Raw genomic sequence first — 15977 nt, 5'->3', positions numbered from 1 at the left:
GGCAATATGGAGTTACATGAATCAGTGCTTTTTTAGATAAAAAAACATGGTTTTCATGTAAAAAGGCTGCTTTTTCATAAAAAGTACGTTTTGAAACAGGGGATGCTCGGAGTGTCCGGGGCAGGGCCGGCGGAGACATTCAATAAGCTATGCAGAATAGTTCAGGACCGGCGTCTGGCTCTTCCTGCCGGAGCGAAAAGGGAGGTAAGGGAGGCCACAAGGAGTTCCAGAGCCTGTTCAGGACGGCGCTGACCGGTCTTGATGCCGAGTTCCGCTTCAAGGACCATGTCGAACATCCTTGCTATCCGTGCGGGTCCGAGCCTGCGCGCAAGCTCCTGTTTCTGCCTTTTAACAAACGGGGGGAGCCTTACGGCGGATTCCTCGCCATGGAGAATCATCCACAGGGCACGGGCTTCTCTGGTCAGCGAGGCGGTCAGCATGAAGATCATGGAATCCTTTTCGCTGTGATTGGTCAGCACCCGGCGCCAGATTTCCACCGGGTCTCCTCCTTCGGACATGGAGCGCATGAACTGGAAAAAATCCATCTCGTCACTGTGCACGACAAGGTCCACGTGTTCCATGCTCAGTTTACGTTCCGGTCCGGCAGCAAGGTCCAGTTTGTCCAACTCAAGTCTGGCGGCACGGGCGTCCTTTGGAAGGGCTTTGGCAAGAGCCTGCAACACTTGCTTATCAACTGCGATTCCGTTCTCGACTGCCCATTTGCCAACAAATCCGGAAATGGTTTTTTCATCCAGACCGGCGGACTGCCAGGTCCATTTTTTCTTATCCGCAAATTTCCAGCATTTTCGTTTTTTGAGCACTGCCGGAACCGGCGGTCCCTTGCGTTCCCATTTGCCTTCCAGGCACATGATGAGGAACGAGGAGCCGGCTAGGGCGGCAATGGTCTTGTCCAGACTGTCCCAGACTGCGGCCTTGAGCGAATGGGCTCTTCGCAGGATGATGATCTTGTCGGAACCGAAAAGGGTCTGCAGGGTCAGGTCGCCCCAGAACTGCCGGGGAAATTCCTCGTCAGCCCAGTAAACCTTTTTTTCATAGTCCTGTGCATGGAATTGTTCCTGCAGTTCCTTTATGCGGGCGTGCAGAAGCTCCGCATCAGGGCAGATCAGAAACATGTATCCGGGTCTGGACATAATTTTCCGGTTTTTATCCGTGTGTGCTGGATGCCCAGCTAATATGCCTGGGACATCCTGTCCACGAGTTTGCGGACCAGAAGTTCAGTGACAAGCTCGTTGGCGGCGTCTTCCTGACCGGAATAGTAGGACTCGGTCACTTCTACCGGACCGGAATTCCAGATCATGGTCCCGTCGGCGGCATCAGTCACTTTCATCTGGACCTTGAGGCTCTTGTCGTATTTGAGGGTGGCATCGTTGTCGCCGAGGATGCGGCTGCCTGATGAGATGCTGATGATTTTGATGCTTATCAGCGCTTCGGCCTTGGAGCGGTCTGCCCATACAAGCTGCCCGCGTCTGATGATTTCATCATGCAGCATGGAGCGTATTTTGGGTTCCAGCCAGCGTTCCAGTGTCGGGTTTTCAACCTTGGCAACTGCGATTTCGTGGAACTTTTCTCCCAATCTGTTCGGCGCGGAGGCAGAGTTGTGATAGCCGCAGGCAGTGATGCAGAAAAGCAGGCAAAGCAAAAATAACAGTCTTTTGATGTAAGCAGTCATGACCATTGTTGATATCCTCACTGGTTGCGGGTCCGTATCAGTTCTGTCTGTTCCGGGAGAACTTCTTGGGTCCGGTTCCGAAAAGCGGTGCCGTTCCGGACTTTATTTTATTCTCCCGTGTCCGGAGTACTATTCTCTGGACACGGGAGACTATTTATTTCTTCCGGCCGTTCGGGGAGCACTTAATCCCGCCCCGTGCAGCCTTAACTGATCCGGTTGATCAGTTTGCGACAATGTTGATCAGCTTGCCGGGAACAACGATTACTTTTCTGACGATTTTTCCTTCGATATGCTTGGTAACATTTTCATGGGAAAGTGCTGTCTTTTCGATTTCTTCCTTGCCTGCCGCAGCCGGAACGGAAAGCTTGCCGCGCATTTTACCGTTGACCTGAATGATGATCAGCAGTTCGTCCGTGACCATTGCGGATTCATCGAACTCCGGCCATGGAACTTCGGCGATGCAGCCCTTGTATCCGAGAGCGGACCAGAGTTCCTCGCAGATGTGCGGGGCAATGGGCGAAAGAACGGTAAGTACGGTACTGAAAGCCGAGGACATGGCGAATTTTCCTTCTTCGGATTCGATGAGCTTGTCCTTGAGGGAGTATATTTCATTGACCAGTTCCATTGTGGCGGCGATCACCGTGTTGAACTGGAACTTGTTTTCCATGTCGCGGCTGGCGCGTTTTACTGTTTCGTGTTCCTTGAGGCGCAGTTTTTTGGCCTCTGCGGGCAGTTCGGCTGCCGGTTTGGCGCATGCGCCTACAGGAGCGAGGCTGCCGTCGAGTTCTTCGGCAAGTCTCCATATTCTGTTCAGGAAGCGGAATGCCCCTTCAATACCCTGATCGGACCACTCAAGGTCCTTTTCAGGCGGGGAGGCGAAAAGAATGAAGAGTCTGGTGGCATCTGCCCCGTATCTTCCGATCATGGCGTTGGGATCGACCACGTTGCCTTTGGACTTGGACATCTTGGAGCCTTCCTTGAGCACCATTCCCTGAGTGAGCAGGTTCTTGAACGGCTCGCCTACTTTGGTGTAGCCTTCATCGCGCAGCAGTTTGGTAAAGAAGCGTGCGTAGAGCAGGTGCAGGATGGCATGCTCGATTCCGCCGATGTACTGGTCCACAGGGCTCCAGTATTCAAGAGATTTGCTGTCAAAGGGGGCGTCCTCGTTGCGTGCCGAGGTAAAACGCATGAAATACCATGAAGATTCCACGAAGGTATCCATAGTGTCGGTTTCACGATGGGCGGGCTTGCCGCACTTTGGACAGGGCACGTTCATGAACGATTCCATCTGCGGAAGCGGGGAACGTCCGTCCTCGTTCATGACAGCGTCTTCGGGCAGAACTACCGGAAGGTCTTTTTCCGGTACAGGAACGATTCCGCACTCGTCGCAATAGATCACCGGGATGGGAGCACCCCAGAAACGCTGGCGGGAGATGTTCCAGTCGCGCAGACGGTAATTGATGGCCTTTTTGCCTTTTCCAGATTTGCCGAGAAATTCGACAATGGCAGATTTTGCATCTTCGTTAGGCATATTGTCGAATTCGCCGGAATTGACCAGAAATCCGGGGTCGGTATAAGCCTCGGTCATTGCGGACGCATCCAGAGTCACGTCTTTGGGCTGGATGACCACCTGCTTGGGCAGTCCGTACTTGGTTGCGAATTCGAAGTCGCGCTGGTCATGTGCGGGAACGGCCATTACAGCGCCGGTTCCGTAGCCCATGAGCACGAAGTTTGCCACGTAAATGGGCATTTTGGCCCCGGTAAGGGGGTTGGTGCAGTAAGCACCGGTAAAGATGCCTTCTTTTTCGAGGTCATCGGCAGCGCGCTGGAAACGGTCCATGTTGGTGACCTTGTGCACAAACTGGCGAACAGATTCGGCTTCGGCGTATCCCTCGATGAGTTTTTCCACCATGGGATGTTCTGCGGCCAGAGACATGAAGGTCGCGCCGAAAAGGGTGTCCGGACGGGTGGTGAAAACGCTTATGGTTTCATCGGAGCCGTCAACTTCAAAGTCGAGTTCCGCACCGATGGATTTGCCGATCCAGTTGCGCTGCATGGTGATAACCCTTTCGGGCCAGTCGCCTTCAAGCTCGTTCAGGCTTTCGAGCAGCTCTTCGGCATAGGCGGTGATGCGCAGGAACCACTGGGACAGTTCTTTCTGCTGCACCTGAGTGTCGCAACGCCAGCACAGGCCGTCTTCCACCTGTTCGTTTGCCAGAACCGTATGACAGGTTTCACACCAGTTGACCGGTGATTTTTTTCTGTAAAGGAGTCCCTTTTCGAGAAATTTCAGGAAAAATTTCTGTTCCCATTCATAGTAGCTGGGATGGCAGGTAGCCAGCTCGCGGCGCCAGTCGTACGAATAGCCGAGACGCTTGAGCTGGGTGCGCATGTCGTCAATATTGGCGTAGGTCCATTCGGCCGGATGGGTCTTGTTTTTTATGGCCGCGTTTTCTGCAGGAAGACCGAAAGCGTCCCAGCCCATGGGGTGAAGCACGTTGAAGCCTTTCATCCTTTTGTAGCGAGCAACAACATCACCGATGGAATAGTTGCGCACGTGGCCCATATGGATTTTTCCGGACGGGTAGGGGAACATTTCCAGCACATAATATTTGGGCCGGGACTCGTCCGCCTCCACATTGAAGGCACCCTGCTTGGTCCATTCCTTCTGCCATTTGTCTTCAATCAATTCTGGTTCGTATTTCCCGAAGCCCATTATAAAAATCCTTGCGTTTGCTTAATGTTCGAGCGCGGAAGGTCCGAAGCTGCCTCCGGAGAATCCTGTTCACCCGGGCTGTTCTGTGGAATTTAAGAGACTTAAGCAAGTCCCCGCATATCCGGATATTTAACTATGCTGAAATGCATCGCGTTTTGTAAAAAACACGATGCATTTGAAAATCAGTTGAAACTAGAAGTTCTTGGTAATCTTGAACTTGCCGGTATCAATATCGCGGGCTACCGCGTCCAGAATACCGTTGATGAAGTTTCGCGAATTTCCGTCGCCGAACTTCTTGGCCAGTTCAATGCCTTCGTTTATGCCGACTTTCAGTGGAATATCAGGCTTGTGCATCAGTTCGAAAACAGCCAGCCGCAGGATGGCGAGTTCGACTTTTGCGATTCTTTCTATTTTCCAGTGTTTGGAATAACTGCCGATAACCTCGTCAAGTCCGTCAAGGGCATTCCAGATGCCCAGCAGTAATTCACGTGCATACAGAATCAGATCTTCGTCCGTTTCCCGTAGTACTGCCGGACTCTGGTTGTAGATCCGTTCACAGGTCCAGCCGCCGTGCGGAGGGACAAAACTCAAGCCGTAAAGAACCTGAAAGGCTAGAACACGGCCTTTTCTGCGTAAACCTTTTGTCTGGGACATTCTTAATCACACCCTTGCGTTTACAAAGAACTCAAGTAATTTCGAAACGCAAGATACATCTAAATGGTTATTAAAACAACAATGGCAAATACGTTTTCCCGCCCCGGATAACGAGCAAAGCCCCCGGCACTGAGCCGGAGGCTGATCATGATCAATTCTGGCGGAACGAGAGCTAGATCTGTTCCAGTACGCGAACGGTTTCCAGCATGGCGGAGGCGGCTTCAACGCCTTTGTTGCCTGCCTTGGAACCGGCACGTTCAATGGCCTGCTCAATGGTGTTGCAGGTCAGCAGACCGAAACCGATGGGCAGTCCGGAATCAAGGCTGATCTGGGCAACGCCCTTTGCACACTCGTTGCAGACGAAATCGAAATGGGGAGTTGCTCCGCGGATGACCGCACCGAGTACCACAATGCCGTCGTATTCGCCTTTGGCAGCCAGTTTTTTGGTTACCACGGGAATTTCGAATGCACCGGGGACTTTGACCAGGGTCAGGTTTTCCTTGCTGCAGCCGTGGCGCAGGAGGTAGTCCATTGCACCGCCGATGAGCCTGTCCACGATGAAATCGTTGAAACGGGCGGAAATCAGGGCGATCTTCAGGTCTTTGCAGTCTAGCTGGCCTTCAATAGTCTTGATGTGATACATGGTGCATCTCCCTTTATTTTTTATCTTCAAGATGGTCGAGCATATGTCCCATCTTGTCTTTTTTGGTCTTGAGATAGTCGAAGTTCATTTCACAGGCATCCATTTCAATGGGCACGCGCTCGGTGACTTCAAGGCCGTATCCTTCAAGGCCGACAATCTTTTTGGGATTGTTGGTCATAAGTCTCATCTTGGAGATGCCGAGCTGGACCAGAATCTGTGCTCCGGTGCCGTATTCGCGCAGGTCGGGCTTGAATCCGAGTCTCTCGTTGGCTTCAACCGTGTCGCATCCGAGGTCCTGCAGGTGGTAGGCCTTGATCTTGTTGCCGAGTCCGATTCCGCGTCCTTCCTGACGCATATAGAGCAGTACTCCGGCGCCTTCGTTGCGGATCATGCACATGGCGGAGGACAGCTGGTCGCCGCAGTCGCAGCGCATGGAGCCGAATACATCACCGGTGAGACACTCGGAATGCACCCGGACCAGAATCGGCTCATGAGGCTTGATTTCGCCCATGGTCAGGGCGATGTGGGTACGGTTGTCTTCGCTGGAATGAAATGCGGAAGCCTTGAAATCGCCCCAGCGGGTGGGGAGTTCGGCATCGGCCACACGGGTTACGGTATGGCTGCCGAATTTCATGCGGTATTTGATCAGTGCTTCAGTGGAGCAGATCCTGAGGTTGTGTTTCTTGGCGTATTCCTTGAGGTCGGGAAGGCGGGCCATTGTGCCGTCATCCTTCATTATTTCGCAGATTACTCCGGCAGGCTTGAGACCTGCCAGCCGTGCGAGGTCAACGCTTCCTTCGGTCTGTCCGGCACGCACCAGAACTCCGCCGTCCTTGGCGCGAAGGGGGAAAATGTGTCCGGGAGTGACAATCTCTTCTGGCTGTACTCCGTCGCGGACTGCGGCGAGGATTGTGGTTGCGCGGTCCTGTGCGGAAATCCCGGTGGTAACACCGTCACGGGCTTCAATGGAGACCGTGAAGTTGGTGCCGAACTTGGACCCGTTGCTCTGGGCCATGAGCGGCAGCTTAAGGTTGTCCACCATCTCACCTGACATAGCCAGGCAGATGAGTCCCCTGCCGTAAGTGGCCATGAAGTTGATGATTTCCGGGGTGACTTTTTCAGCGGCGCAGACAAGGTCGCCTTCGTTCTCGCGGTCTTCGTCATCTACCATGATGACCATGCGGCCTTCGCGGAGATCCTCGATAGCTTCTTCGATAGTGCAGAAAGGCATAGTGTTATCCTCATGCTCCGACAGGCGGAGAGCTTTTTTATTTCACTGTCCGGCGTTACGGACAGGACTGTCTTCTTACCCTAAAAAACGAAAAGGGTGAAATATGTTTTTTTCTCGTAAATATATTCTTTTATTTAAACATGTTGTAAACAAAATTCAACACAGACCCGAATGATGGTCATTGGGTAACACTGATTGCTTTTTTTGATGCGCTTCGCTCTTTTGATTATTTGTTTTCGTCTCTGACGGCCAAAGGGAATAATTTCCTTTGGAAACACAAATAGTTTAAGGGTGTTATTTTGAAAAGCTTATCAAAATATGGATTTAATCAGCGTTTTCTCCGGTCTCCTCAGGAATTAGAATCCGTGTTCGCGCAGGAAGTCCAATGTAATGGAATTCTCTTTTTTTTCCTCAACCTTTTGTCCGGTCCATGGCGCAACCATTCGTTCAACATATTTACCGATAACGTCCGTCTCAATATTCACCGCGTACCCCGGAGTCCACAGGGAAATTGTGGTCTGCATCTGCGTTTCCGGGATGATGTTCACTTCAAGGAAGTCCGTTCCGCAGCGGTTTATGGTAAGACTGATGCCGTCCAGCGCAACCGAGCCTTTGGCGACAACGTATTTTCCCTGATCCGCAGGAAACGAGATGCGGTACAGGCGAGATTCTCCTGCCGGGGACACGGATTCGACCTTGCCCATGCAGTCCACGTGCCCGGACACGATGTGCCCGCCCAGCCTGTCGCCGAGAGCGAGCGCGCGCTCGTAGTTGACGGTTGAACCTGCCTTCAGATTTCCCAGATTGGTGACCGACATGGTTTCGCTGCTGGCGTAGCAGGTGAACCATGTGTCGCCGAATGTTTCCACCGTCAGGCAGGAGCCGTTTATTGCTATGGATTCGCCTTTTACATAATCCCCGATTCCGGGAGCCGAAACCGTGAAACGGGTTTCACTGCCCAGATTCTCGGCTCGTTCGATATTTCCTTTGCCCTGAATTATTCCGGTGAACATGTGTTACTGTCCTTCGGGTTTGAAAACTATTTTTAAGTCCCGGCCGCTCTGCTGCACCCTGCTGATGCGCATCTCCGTGGCATCGCGGATAAGTTTCCTGTCGGAACCGGCGAAGTTTGGTCTGCCAAGGACATTGCCCAGAATACGCGGGGCCTGATACATGACGAATTCATCAACAAGGCCCTGCTCAATCAGCGAAAGAGCCAACCGGCCTCCGCCTTCACACAGGGTCCGCAGCACTCCATGCTTTTTTCTGAGCATGGTGAATCCCGGTTCAAGTATAAGTCCTTTTTCGCCTTCGGGAAGGGGTACTATTTCGATTCCCCTGTTTTTAAGCTCGGAGGCAGTCTTAGTAGCGGCCTCTGTTTCATTGGTCCAGAAAATTGTTTCAGCAGCACGTGCTGATGTGAGCGTGAATCCGTCCGGTTCTTCGGGCAGGGAGTTGGTGACCACCACTGCCTTGGGCTGAACATATCCTTCCGGCAGAGGATCAAGACGGCAGGTCAGCGAAGGGTTGTCCTCACGCAGGGTGTTGCCGCCGACAATCACAGCCCCGGCTATGGAGCGCAGATGCTGCACATCCGCAAATGATTCCGGGCAGGAGACAGCTTCCTGTTCGCCCGTGGCCCCGGCGATCCTGCCGTCTATGGTGCAGGCCAGCTTCAGGATGGAGTAGGGCCGTTCGCTGAACTGCCAGCACAGAAAGTCGGAAATGAGATCCCGGCACTGCTCTTCCAGTACGCCGGATTCAACCTTGACGCCTTTGGACTGCAGATATTCCAGACCCCCGGCCGCCTTGGGGTTGGGGTCCCGTGTTCCAACCACAATATGCTTGATCCCGGCTTCCAGTATGCCTTCGGTACAGGGCGGAGTCTTGCCGTAGTGGTTGCAGGGCTCAAGGGTTACGAACATGGTGCATTCGGTCATGTTCACGCCTTTGCTGCGGGCGTCGGCAATGCATTCCCTTTCCGCGTGCAGACCGCCGCAGTACCGGTGGTATCCTTCGGCCACGATATGGCCGTCCAATACCATTACCGCTCCGACACAGGGGTTCGGAGCCGTGCGGTCGCGGCCCCGCAAGGCCAGTTCCACCGCACGGGACATGAAGGTTTCGTAGAAACTAAGAGTCGGGTGAAAGAAGTGCAAACCTGACTCCGGCTTCTTTGAGCATCTGTTCTGAAAGTTCGTCCGGGTAGCTTTCGGAATAGTATATTGCCGTAATCCCGGTATTGATGAGCATCTTGGTGCAGATCAGGCAGGGCTGAGTGGTGCAGTATATTTCGGCCCCGTGCAGAGAGACTCCGTGCAGCGCGCCCTGTATGATGACGTTCTGCTCGGCGTGCAGTCCTCGGCAGAGCTCGTGACGCTGGCCGGAGGGAACACCGAGGGTCTCGCGTATGCAGCCCACATCGGCGCAATGGGCCGTATCCGAGGGCGGACCGTTGTATCCGGTGGCAAGAATGCGTTTATCCTTGACCGCAACAGCACCCACCTTGCGTCTGGTGCAGGTGGACCTTTCGGCGACGAGATGTGCTATACCCATGAAATATTCGGGCCATGGAAGTCTGTTATCCATGAAATGCTCCCTGCTTTCGAAGCTGAAGCGGACCCGGTAAAACCGGGTCCGCTGTTATGTCAAAGTGCATGAGTCCTGACGGACTGTCTTATCACTCATTTCCCGTATGCACGGGAAAATGGAAGAGATCCGGACGTGCAGTTGAATTAATATGCGAACAGAGGGTATTCTTTCGCGAAGTCGGCAACTTCCTTGCTGATCTGGGCAAGTCTGGTTTCGTTGCCTACGGAGTCGATGGCGGCGGTTATCCAGCCGGCGACTTTTTCCATTTCCTTTTCCTTCATTCCGCGGGTGGTCAGAGCCGGGGTTCCGATACGGACTCCGGAAGTGACGAACGGGGAGCGGGTTTCAAAAGGAATGGTGTTCTTGTTTACGGTAATACCTGCTTCGTCAAGGGCGTGTTCGGCATCCTTGCCGGTGATGTCCTTGTTGGTGAGGTCAACCATCATCAGGTGGTTGTCTGTTCCGCCGGAAACCAGTTCGAAACCTGCGTTCATGAGGTTGTCGGCCAGTGCTGCAGCGTTGGCGACCACCTGTTTCTGATATTCGACGTATGACGGCTTGAGAGCTTCACCGAATGCAACTGCTTTGGCGGCGATTACGTGCATGAGGGGACCGCCCTGAATTCCTGGGAAAATATTCGAGTTCAGGGATTTTCCGTATTCTTCGGAAGAAAGGATCATACCGCCTCTGGGACCGCGCAGGGTCTTGTGGGTGGTAGTGGTGGTGTAGTGTGCGTGTTCGATGCAGGAGGGGTGTATTCCTGCTGCGATGAGACCTGCGATGTGGGCCATGTCCACCATCAGCACTGCGCCGACTTCATCGGCGATCTGCCGGAAACGGGCGAAGTCGATGATGCGGGGGTATGCGCTTGCGCCCGCAATGATCATCTTGGGCTTGCATTCCTTGGCGATCTCAAGAACGGTGTCGTAGTTGATGGTCTTGGTCTCGGGGTCAACACCGTAGAATTTGATGTCGAAGAGCTTGCCGGAGAAGTTTACCGGAGAGCCGTGGGTAAGGTGTCCGCCGTGGGAGAGGTCCATGCCGAGCACGGTATCGCCGGGTTTGAGTGCGGCGAAGTATACGGCCATGTTTGCCTGGGAACCGGAGTGGGGCTGTACGTTGACGTATTCGCAGCCGAAAATCTGTTTTGCGCGGTCACGTGCAAGGTCTTCTGCGAGGTCCACGAATTCGCATCCGCCGTAGTAACGCTTTCCGGGATAGCCTTCGGCGTACTTGTGGGTCATTACGCTGCCCATAGCCTGACGGACCGCTGTGGAGGTGAAGTTCTCCGAGGCGATGAGTTCAAGCTTGGTCATCTGGCGGGTGACTTCCTTGCCGATAGCCGCGGCCACAGCCGGGTCTTTCATCATCAGTTCTTCCATGACAAGCTCCAGTTAAATTTTTAAGATTTTGAAATTTTGGCCCGCACAGACTGTCGCGCAGGATTTTACCTGGTCTGGAGGGGCGTTGGAATCCCTTTCTGCTTCAACCCGATATTTGAATTATTCCGGCCGGAAAGTTGTTTTCCGGGGACCGGTAATAACCGTTTCCGCGAGAGGGAATAAGGCCTTCGACCGGTTCGCCGAAGGCCTTTTTTGCATTCTGAATTAATCTTCGAATTTTTTAAACAGCATACAGGCGTTGGTACCGCCGAAGCCGAAGGAGTTGCTGAGGGCGTATTTTGCCTGCTTCTCGCGGGTTCCTTCTTTTCCGTAATCCAGATCGCAATCGGGATCGGGATTAATCTGGTTGATTGTACCGGGAATGAGACCTGTTTCAAGTGTTTTTACCGCAAAAACAGCTTCCATGCCGCCGGCACCGCCGAGCAGGTGCCCGGTCTGTCCCTTGTTGGCGGCAATTGCTATATTGGAAGCGTGGTCGCCGAAGACTTTCTTGATGGCCCTGGTTTCACAGAGGTCGTTCAGCTTGGTGGAGGTTCCGTGCGCGTTTATGTGATCGATGTCTGCGGGACTGATCTTTGCTTCACGGATTGCAGCCTGCATAGCCAGGGACATGCCTTCGCCGTCTTCCATGGGGGCGGTCATGTGGTAGGCATCTCCGGAAGCTCCGAAACCGACCACTTCGGCCAGTATATCGGCTCCGCGGGCTTTGGCGTGATCCAGGGATTCAAGCAGGAGCAGGCCGCAGCCTTCACCCATGACAAAACCGTCGCGTTCGCCGTCAAACGGGCGGGACGCGGTCTGGGGATCGTCGTTTCTGGTGGAGAGAGCCTTCATGGCGGTGAAACCGGCAAAACCCAGCGGAGTGATGGTCGATTCGGCACCGCCGCAGATCATGACATCGGCACGTCCGAGCATGATGTCGGTATAGGCCGAGCCGATGGCGTGGGTACCGGATGCGCAGGCGGTACACAGACACATGTTCGGTCCCTGTGCGCCGGCGAAGATCGAAACCTGTCCGGAAGCCATGTTGCCGATGATGATGGGGATGAAAAACGGGGTGATTTTCTTGGGCCCGGATTTCTCCAGCTTGCTGTGCTGTGTTTCGATGGTCTGAAGGCCGCCCAGGCCTACGCCGATGATGACTCCTGCGCGTTTTCTTTCCTCGCCTTCAAGCTTAAGTCCGGTGGACTCCATGAGCATCTGGTTGGTCGCCACAGCGAACTGGGTGAACCTTTCCATGCGTTTGGCCTGCTTGGCGGGAATGTATTCTTTAGGATCGAAGCCTTTGACTTCGCCTGCAATGCGGGAGGTGAATTCGCTGGCATCAAAAGCGGTCACTTCACCGATTCCGCATTTGCCCTCAAGGAGGTTGTTCCAGCTGGTATCTACATCGTTACCTATGGGGGTGATGGCGGAGACGCCTGTTACTACTACCCTGTTCATGTAATGGAACCTGTAAGATAAGTTTGGGTTATTCCGATCCGGAGCTTAAAGAAAAGAAGCGCCTTACGCCCGTGTGGGAGCAGTAAGGCGCTCTTTTAAAATCCGTGAATCGGAGACTCAGCTCTACTGCTTGCTTTCAACAAAAGCGATAGCGTCCTTAACTTTCAGAATCTTCTGAGCATCTTCGTCTTCGATTTCAACGTCGAACTCTTCTTCCATAGCCATGATGAGTTCGGTGAGATCAAGAGAGTCGGCTCCGAGATCTTCAACGAAGGAAGCTTCTTCTTTAACTTCGTCTTCGGAAACGCCAAGCTGGTCTACGATAATTGCTTTTACTTTTTCAGCTGCGGACATAGTCCCCTCCAAATCATTATTTTTAGTTTTTTTTCTACATGTACATCCCGCCGTTAACGGCGAGAGTCTGTCCAGTGATATAACCGGAGTCTTCCGACGCAAGGAAGGACACCGCATTTGCTATATCTTCGGATTTACCGAGTTTTTTCAGTGGAATTGTTTCCATCATCTGCGCTACGACTTTTTCGGGAAGTTCGGCGGTCATATCTGTTTCTATGAACCCCGGCGCCACTGCGTTTACAGTGACTCCCCGTGATGCAAGTTCAACGGCGCTTGCCTTGGTGAGGCCGATCAGCCCCGCCTTGGCGGAAACATAGTTTGCCTGCCCGGCATTGCCGGCCTGGGCCACTACGGAAGAAATGTTGATTATCCTGCCGTAACGCTGCTTCATCATGATTTTGCCGGCTTCGCGCAGGCAGGTGAAAGCTCCGGTTAGGTTGATGTCAATAACCCTGTCCCAGTCCTCATCCTTCATACGCACAAGCAATCCGTCTTTGGTTATCCCGGCATTGTTTACCAGAACATCCAGTTTGACTCGGCCCTTGATTTCGTCTTTGAAGAAAGCTGCAACAGCTTCACGGTCGGAAGAATCAAGCTTGAATGAGCGGGCCTTTCCGCCTGCAGCTTCAATTTCAGCGCAGACTCTTTCGGCTCCGTCGGGGCGGCTTACATAGGTGATGATCACTTCAAAGCCGTCTTTGGCAAGCCTTTTTGCACAGGCTTCGCCTATTCCTCTGGAACCGCCCGTCACAAGGGCGGTACTTGGCAGTTCACTCATTTATTTTCCTCAATGTTAAATTTAACCAGTCATGCGTCTCATAGCCTAAAGCGGCTTTGACTGCAAATCTAATCTAAAATTATTATTCCTAAACATGCATGCGCGTTTGCTTTGTTCCTGTATTTCCTTTCATACAACGTAGTTGTGACTGTTGTGTGAAAGATTGCCGCATGTCTGTAAAAGGCTTTAAAACTGTATCAGCGACGATCCCCAGGTGAGACCACCGCCGAAAGTTGCCAGCAGAACAAGATCTCCGTCCTTGATAAAACCGCTTTCCCTTGCATCGGCAAGCCCGATGGGGATGGATGCGGCGGAAGTGTTGCCGAATTTATCCACGTTCACGAAAACCTTTTCACGCGGAACACCGAGTTTTTTGCCTACCGCCTCTATTATGCGCAGGTTGGCCTGGTGGGGCAGCAGCACATCCACATCCTCGGCGGTCAGGTTGTGGCGTTTGAGAATTTCATTGGATATAGCGGTCATGGATCGAACCGCATGCTTGTATACTTCACGTCCCTGCATCTTGATGAAATATTCATCCCCGACAGTATCACCCATTTTATAGGGAAAAGACGATCCGGAGCCCTGAACAGTCAGGTTCATGCTGGGGCCGCCATCGGATGAAAGGAGTGTGTCGATGACTTTGCCCGGTTCGCTGTCGTTGCCGGCGGTGAGCACAGCCGCACCTGCTCCGTCTCCGAAAAGAACGCAGGTGGAGCGGTCTTCCCAGTTTACGCGGCTGGTAAGGACTTCAGCTCCGCAGACGAGTATTTTGGCATCGGGGTGAAGATTGATGAGAGCTCTGGCCACCTCAAGGGCATATACGAAACCGGAACAGGCTGCGGAAAGATCCATGGCAACCCTGTTTTTCAGGCCCATACGCTCCATCAGCTGGCAGGCTGTGGACGGAATAAGCATATCGCCGGTGAAGGTCCCCACGAGTATATGGGTAAGTTCTTCGGCTTCCATTTCAGCGTTGGCAAGAGCTTTTACCGCGGCATTGTAAGTAAGATCCAGACAGGTCTCGTCTTCAACAACATGGCGTTGTTTGATCCCTGTCCGTGTGGTTATCCATTCGTCGTTTGTATCAACGAATTTTTCAAGGTCTTTATTGCTGTAACATAGCTCCGGGACATAGAAACCCAGGCCTCTGATGTGTGAGAATGTACTCATTATGCCATTCCTGTTTTGGGATGGAAAATGGAACAGGCAGCCGGGCCCGTTCCGAGAGCGGGAGAGACTGGCTGCTTTTATAAAAGCGCGCTAGAGTTCCGGCGCTGTGATTTCCTTGTGGGCGGCCAGCCCTTCCCGGAGGTGGGCCACAGCATCATTTTTGACAAAGCGGGCAGCCATTTCTATGGCCCGTTCAACCGCTCTGGAGTCGGCTTTGCCGTGGCAGACGAGGACAATTCCCTTAAGCCCCAGCACCGGGGCTCCTCCGTACTCCGACTTGTCTACCAGACGACCGAATCTTTTAAAAGCCTTCATTGCGAGCATGGCCCCCAATTTGGAGACGATGTCACGCTTGAGCTCACCCTTGAGGAGATTGCCCAGGCTGTTGGCCAGTCCTTCTGAAAGTTTGAGTGCTACGTTGCCGACAAATCCGTCACATACAGCGACGTCCACATCTCCGGTGAAAATATCGCGGCCTTCAATGTTGCCCACGAAGTTCAGGGAAGAATTCCTGAGCATTTCGTAGGTGGTCTTGACCAGCGAGTTGCCTTTTCCTTCTTCCTCCCCGATAGTCAAAAGACCTATGCGGGGATTGTCGTAGCCAAGGACATCGCGGGCCAGAACATCGGCCATGAGGCCGAACTGAAAGAGGTGTTCGGGCTTGGAGTCGACATTTGCGCCGACATCAATGAGAACCATGGGGTTTTTCTCGGTCGGGAGAATTCCGGCCATTCCCGGTCTCAATACACCCTGAATCCTGCCGATGGTGAACATGCCGCAGGCAACGGTTGCTCCTGAGTTGCCTGCGCTGACAACTCCGTCCGCCTTGCCTTCCTTGACCAGTCTGCAGGCGACCTGAATCGAGGAATCCTTTTTGCGGCGCATGGCATCGGCGGGCTTGTCTTCCATGGTGACAACCTGCGAGGCATGAACAATGTCAATAGTACATGATCCGGTATCGAGCTTTTCAAGCTCGGACCGGATCATGTACTCGTCACCAACCAGAATAACGGGGAGACCCTTCCTGGCCGCAGAGACCGCAGCCGGAACGATAACCCCGAGACCGTAGTCGCCGCCCATGGCGTCAACGGCAATGCGGGGGATTATGCTAGGCATCTTCGGAAGTAATTACCTGGCGACCTTTGTAGGTACCGCAAGAAGAGCATGCTCTGTGAGGGAGGATGGGCTCACCGCACTCGCAGTATACTACGTTGGGGGTTTCTACATGGTCGTGGGAACGACGCATATTCTTGCGGGATTTGGAAGTTTTCTTTTTCGGCTGTGCCATGACTAGTCTCCT

16 protein-coding genes are annotated in these 15977 nt (G+C 53.2%); all 16 read right to left on the bottom strand.

The annotated features are described in order from the left end of the window. Positions 1-161 precede the first annotated feature (161 nt). The 16 genes from holA to rpmF all read right to left on the bottom strand — a co-directional run bounded on the left by holA (position 162) and on the right by rpmF (position 15965). The gene (gene holA, locus ACKU4E_RS10140) at positions 162-1151 is read right to left on the bottom strand and encodes a DNA polymerase III subunit delta (RefSeq protein ID WP_320170957.1); all 990 of its coding nucleotides are present in this window, start codon (positions 1149-1151) and stop codon (positions 162-164) included. A gap of 38 nt (positions 1152-1189) precedes the next feature. Further along, positions 1190-1696, bottom strand: coding sequence for an LPS assembly lipoprotein LptE (gene lptE / locus ACKU4E_RS10135; RefSeq protein WP_320170956.1), 507 nt, complete (start codon positions 1694-1696; stop codon positions 1190-1192). A gap of 214 nt (positions 1697-1910) precedes the next feature. Then, entirely contained in the window at positions 1911-4406 is a 2496-nt protein-coding gene (leuS, locus tag ACKU4E_RS10130; RefSeq protein WP_320170955.1) for a leucine--tRNA ligase, read from the bottom strand. Positions 4407-4598: 192 nt separating this feature from the next. Continuing rightward, complete coding sequence (gene nusB / locus ACKU4E_RS10125; protein ID WP_320170954.1) at positions 4599-5060, bottom strand: transcription antitermination factor NusB; 462 nt, start codon at positions 5058-5060, stop codon at positions 4599-4601. A 172-nt stretch (positions 5061-5232) separates the two neighbouring features. Further along, entirely contained in the window at positions 5233-5703 is a 471-nt protein-coding gene (gene ribE, locus ACKU4E_RS10120) for a 6,7-dimethyl-8-ribityllumazine synthase (RefSeq protein WP_320170953.1), read from the bottom strand. A gap of 13 nt (positions 5704-5716) precedes the next feature. Next, positions 5717-6934 carry a bifunctional 3,4-dihydroxy-2-butanone-4-phosphate synthase/GTP cyclohydrolase II gene (locus ACKU4E_RS10115; protein ID WP_320170952.1) on the bottom strand — a complete coding sequence of 406 codons (1218 nt, stop codon included), beginning with the start codon at positions 6932-6934 and terminating at the stop codon, positions 5717-5719. A gap of 356 nt (positions 6935-7290) precedes the next feature. Continuing rightward, positions 7291-7947, bottom strand: a complete 657-nt coding sequence (locus tag ACKU4E_RS10110) for a riboflavin synthase (RefSeq protein ID WP_320170951.1) — start codon at positions 7945-7947, stop codon at positions 7291-7293. Between the two features lie 3 nt (positions 7948-7950). Beyond that, the gene (ribD, locus tag ACKU4E_RS10105) at positions 7951-9051 is read right to left on the bottom strand and encodes a bifunctional diaminohydroxyphosphoribosylaminopyrimidine deaminase/5-amino-6-(5-phosphoribosylamino)uracil reductase RibD (RefSeq protein ID WP_407944127.1); all 1101 of its coding nucleotides are present in this window, start codon (positions 9049-9051) and stop codon (positions 7951-7953) included. 16 nt (positions 9052-9067) lie between these two features. Beyond that, complete coding sequence (locus tag ACKU4E_RS10100; protein WP_320170949.1) at positions 9068-9523, bottom strand: cytidine/deoxycytidylate deaminase family protein; 456 nt, start codon at positions 9521-9523, stop codon at positions 9068-9070. A gap of 146 nt (positions 9524-9669) precedes the next feature. Next, on the bottom strand, positions 9670-10908 hold the full coding sequence (gene glyA, locus ACKU4E_RS10095) for a serine hydroxymethyltransferase (RefSeq protein WP_320170948.1): 1239 nt from the start codon (positions 10906-10908) through the stop codon (positions 9670-9672). Between the two features lie 225 nt (positions 10909-11133). Then, the gene (fabF, locus tag ACKU4E_RS10090; RefSeq protein ID WP_320170947.1) at positions 11134-12372 is read right to left on the bottom strand and encodes a beta-ketoacyl-ACP synthase II; all 1239 of its coding nucleotides are present in this window, start codon (positions 12370-12372) and stop codon (positions 11134-11136) included. A 123-nt stretch (positions 12373-12495) separates the two neighbouring features. Continuing rightward, positions 12496-12726 (bottom strand): acyl carrier protein, encoded by a 231-nt coding sequence (locus ACKU4E_RS10085; RefSeq protein ID WP_320170946.1) that lies wholly within the window; start codon positions 12724-12726, stop codon positions 12496-12498. A gap of 34 nt (positions 12727-12760) precedes the next feature. Further along, complete coding sequence (fabG, locus tag ACKU4E_RS10080; protein WP_320170945.1) at positions 12761-13504, bottom strand: 3-oxoacyl-[acyl-carrier-protein] reductase; 744 nt, start codon at positions 13502-13504, stop codon at positions 12761-12763. A 186-nt stretch (positions 13505-13690) separates the two neighbouring features. Continuing rightward, complete coding sequence (locus ACKU4E_RS10075) at positions 13691-14677, bottom strand: beta-ketoacyl-ACP synthase III (RefSeq protein ID WP_320170944.1); 987 nt, start codon at positions 14675-14677, stop codon at positions 13691-13693. Positions 14678-14767: 90 nt separating this feature from the next. Continuing rightward, positions 14768-15793 (bottom strand): phosphate acyltransferase PlsX, encoded by a 1026-nt coding sequence (plsX, locus tag ACKU4E_RS10070; protein ID WP_320170943.1) that lies wholly within the window; start codon positions 15791-15793, stop codon positions 14768-14770. Further along, entirely contained in the window at positions 15786-15965 is a 180-nt protein-coding gene (rpmF, locus tag ACKU4E_RS10065; RefSeq protein ID WP_320170942.1) for a 50S ribosomal protein L32, read from the bottom strand. Before rpmF ends, plsX begins: the two co-directional genes overlap by 8 nt. Between the last annotated feature and the right edge of the window lie 12 nt (positions 15966-15977).

The organism is Maridesulfovibrio sp., assembly GCF_963677005.1.
Classification (GTDB): Bacteria; Desulfobacterota; Desulfovibrionia; order Desulfovibrionales; family Desulfovibrionaceae; genus Maridesulfovibrio.
The sequence above is the reverse complement of the archived record's forward strand: the minus strand, read 5'-3'. Positions and strand labels throughout refer to the sequence as shown.

Excerpts from the sequence above, each read along its gene's own strand:
- ACKU4E_RS10085 (WP_320170946.1), bottom strand. The coding sequence starts at position 12,726 with ATGTCCGCAGCTGAAAAAGTAAAAGCAATTATCGTAGACCAGCTTGGC.
- holA (WP_320170957.1), bottom strand. The coding sequence starts at position 1,151 with ATGTCCAGACCCGGATACATGTTTCTGATCTGCCCTGATGCGGAGCTT.
- fabG (WP_320170945.1), bottom strand. The coding sequence starts at position 13,504 with ATGAGTGAACTGCCAAGTACCGCCCTTGTGACGGGCGGTTCCAGAGGA.
- rpmF (WP_320170942.1), bottom strand. The coding sequence starts at position 15,965 with ATGGCACAGCCGAAAAAGAAAACTTCCAAATCCCGCAAGAATATGCGT.
- ACKU4E_RS10110 (WP_320170951.1), bottom strand. The coding sequence starts at position 7,947 with ATGTTCACCGGAATAATTCAGGGCAAAGGAAATATCGAACGAGCCGAG.
- fabF (WP_320170947.1), bottom strand. The coding sequence starts at position 12,372 with ATGAACAGGGTAGTAGTAACAGGCGTCTCCGCCATCACCCCCATAGGT.
- lptE (WP_320170956.1), bottom strand. The coding sequence starts at position 1,696 with ATGGTCATGACTGCTTACATCAAAAGACTGTTATTTTTGCTTTGCCTG.
- leuS (WP_320170955.1), bottom strand. The coding sequence starts at position 4,406 with ATGGGCTTCGGGAAATACGAACCAGAATTGATTGAAGACAAATGGCAG.
- ACKU4E_RS10075 (WP_320170944.1), bottom strand. The coding sequence starts at position 14,677 with ATGAGTACATTCTCACACATCAGAGGCCTGGGTTTCTATGTCCCGGAG.
- plsX (WP_320170943.1), bottom strand. The coding sequence starts at position 15,793 with ATGCCTAGCATAATCCCCCGCATTGCCGTTGACGCCATGGGCGGCGAC.
- ACKU4E_RS10100 (WP_320170949.1), bottom strand. The coding sequence starts at position 9,523 with ATGGATAACAGACTTCCATGGCCCGAATATTTCATGGGTATAGCACAT.
- nusB (WP_320170954.1), bottom strand. The coding sequence starts at position 5,060 with ATGTCCCAGACAAAAGGTTTACGCAGAAAAGGCCGTGTTCTAGCCTTT.
- ribE (WP_320170953.1), bottom strand. The coding sequence starts at position 5,703 with ATGTATCACATCAAGACTATTGAAGGCCAGCTAGACTGCAAAGACCTG.
- ACKU4E_RS10115 (WP_320170952.1), bottom strand. The coding sequence starts at position 6,934 with ATGCCTTTCTGCACTATCGAAGAAGCTATCGAGGATCTCCGCGAAGGC.
- ribD (WP_407944127.1), bottom strand. The coding sequence starts at position 9,051 with ATGTCCCGTGCGGTGGAACTGGCCTTGCGGGGCCGCGACCGCACGGCT.
- glyA (WP_320170948.1), bottom strand. The coding sequence starts at position 10,908 with ATGGAAGAACTGATGATGAAAGACCCGGCTGTGGCCGCGGCTATCGGC.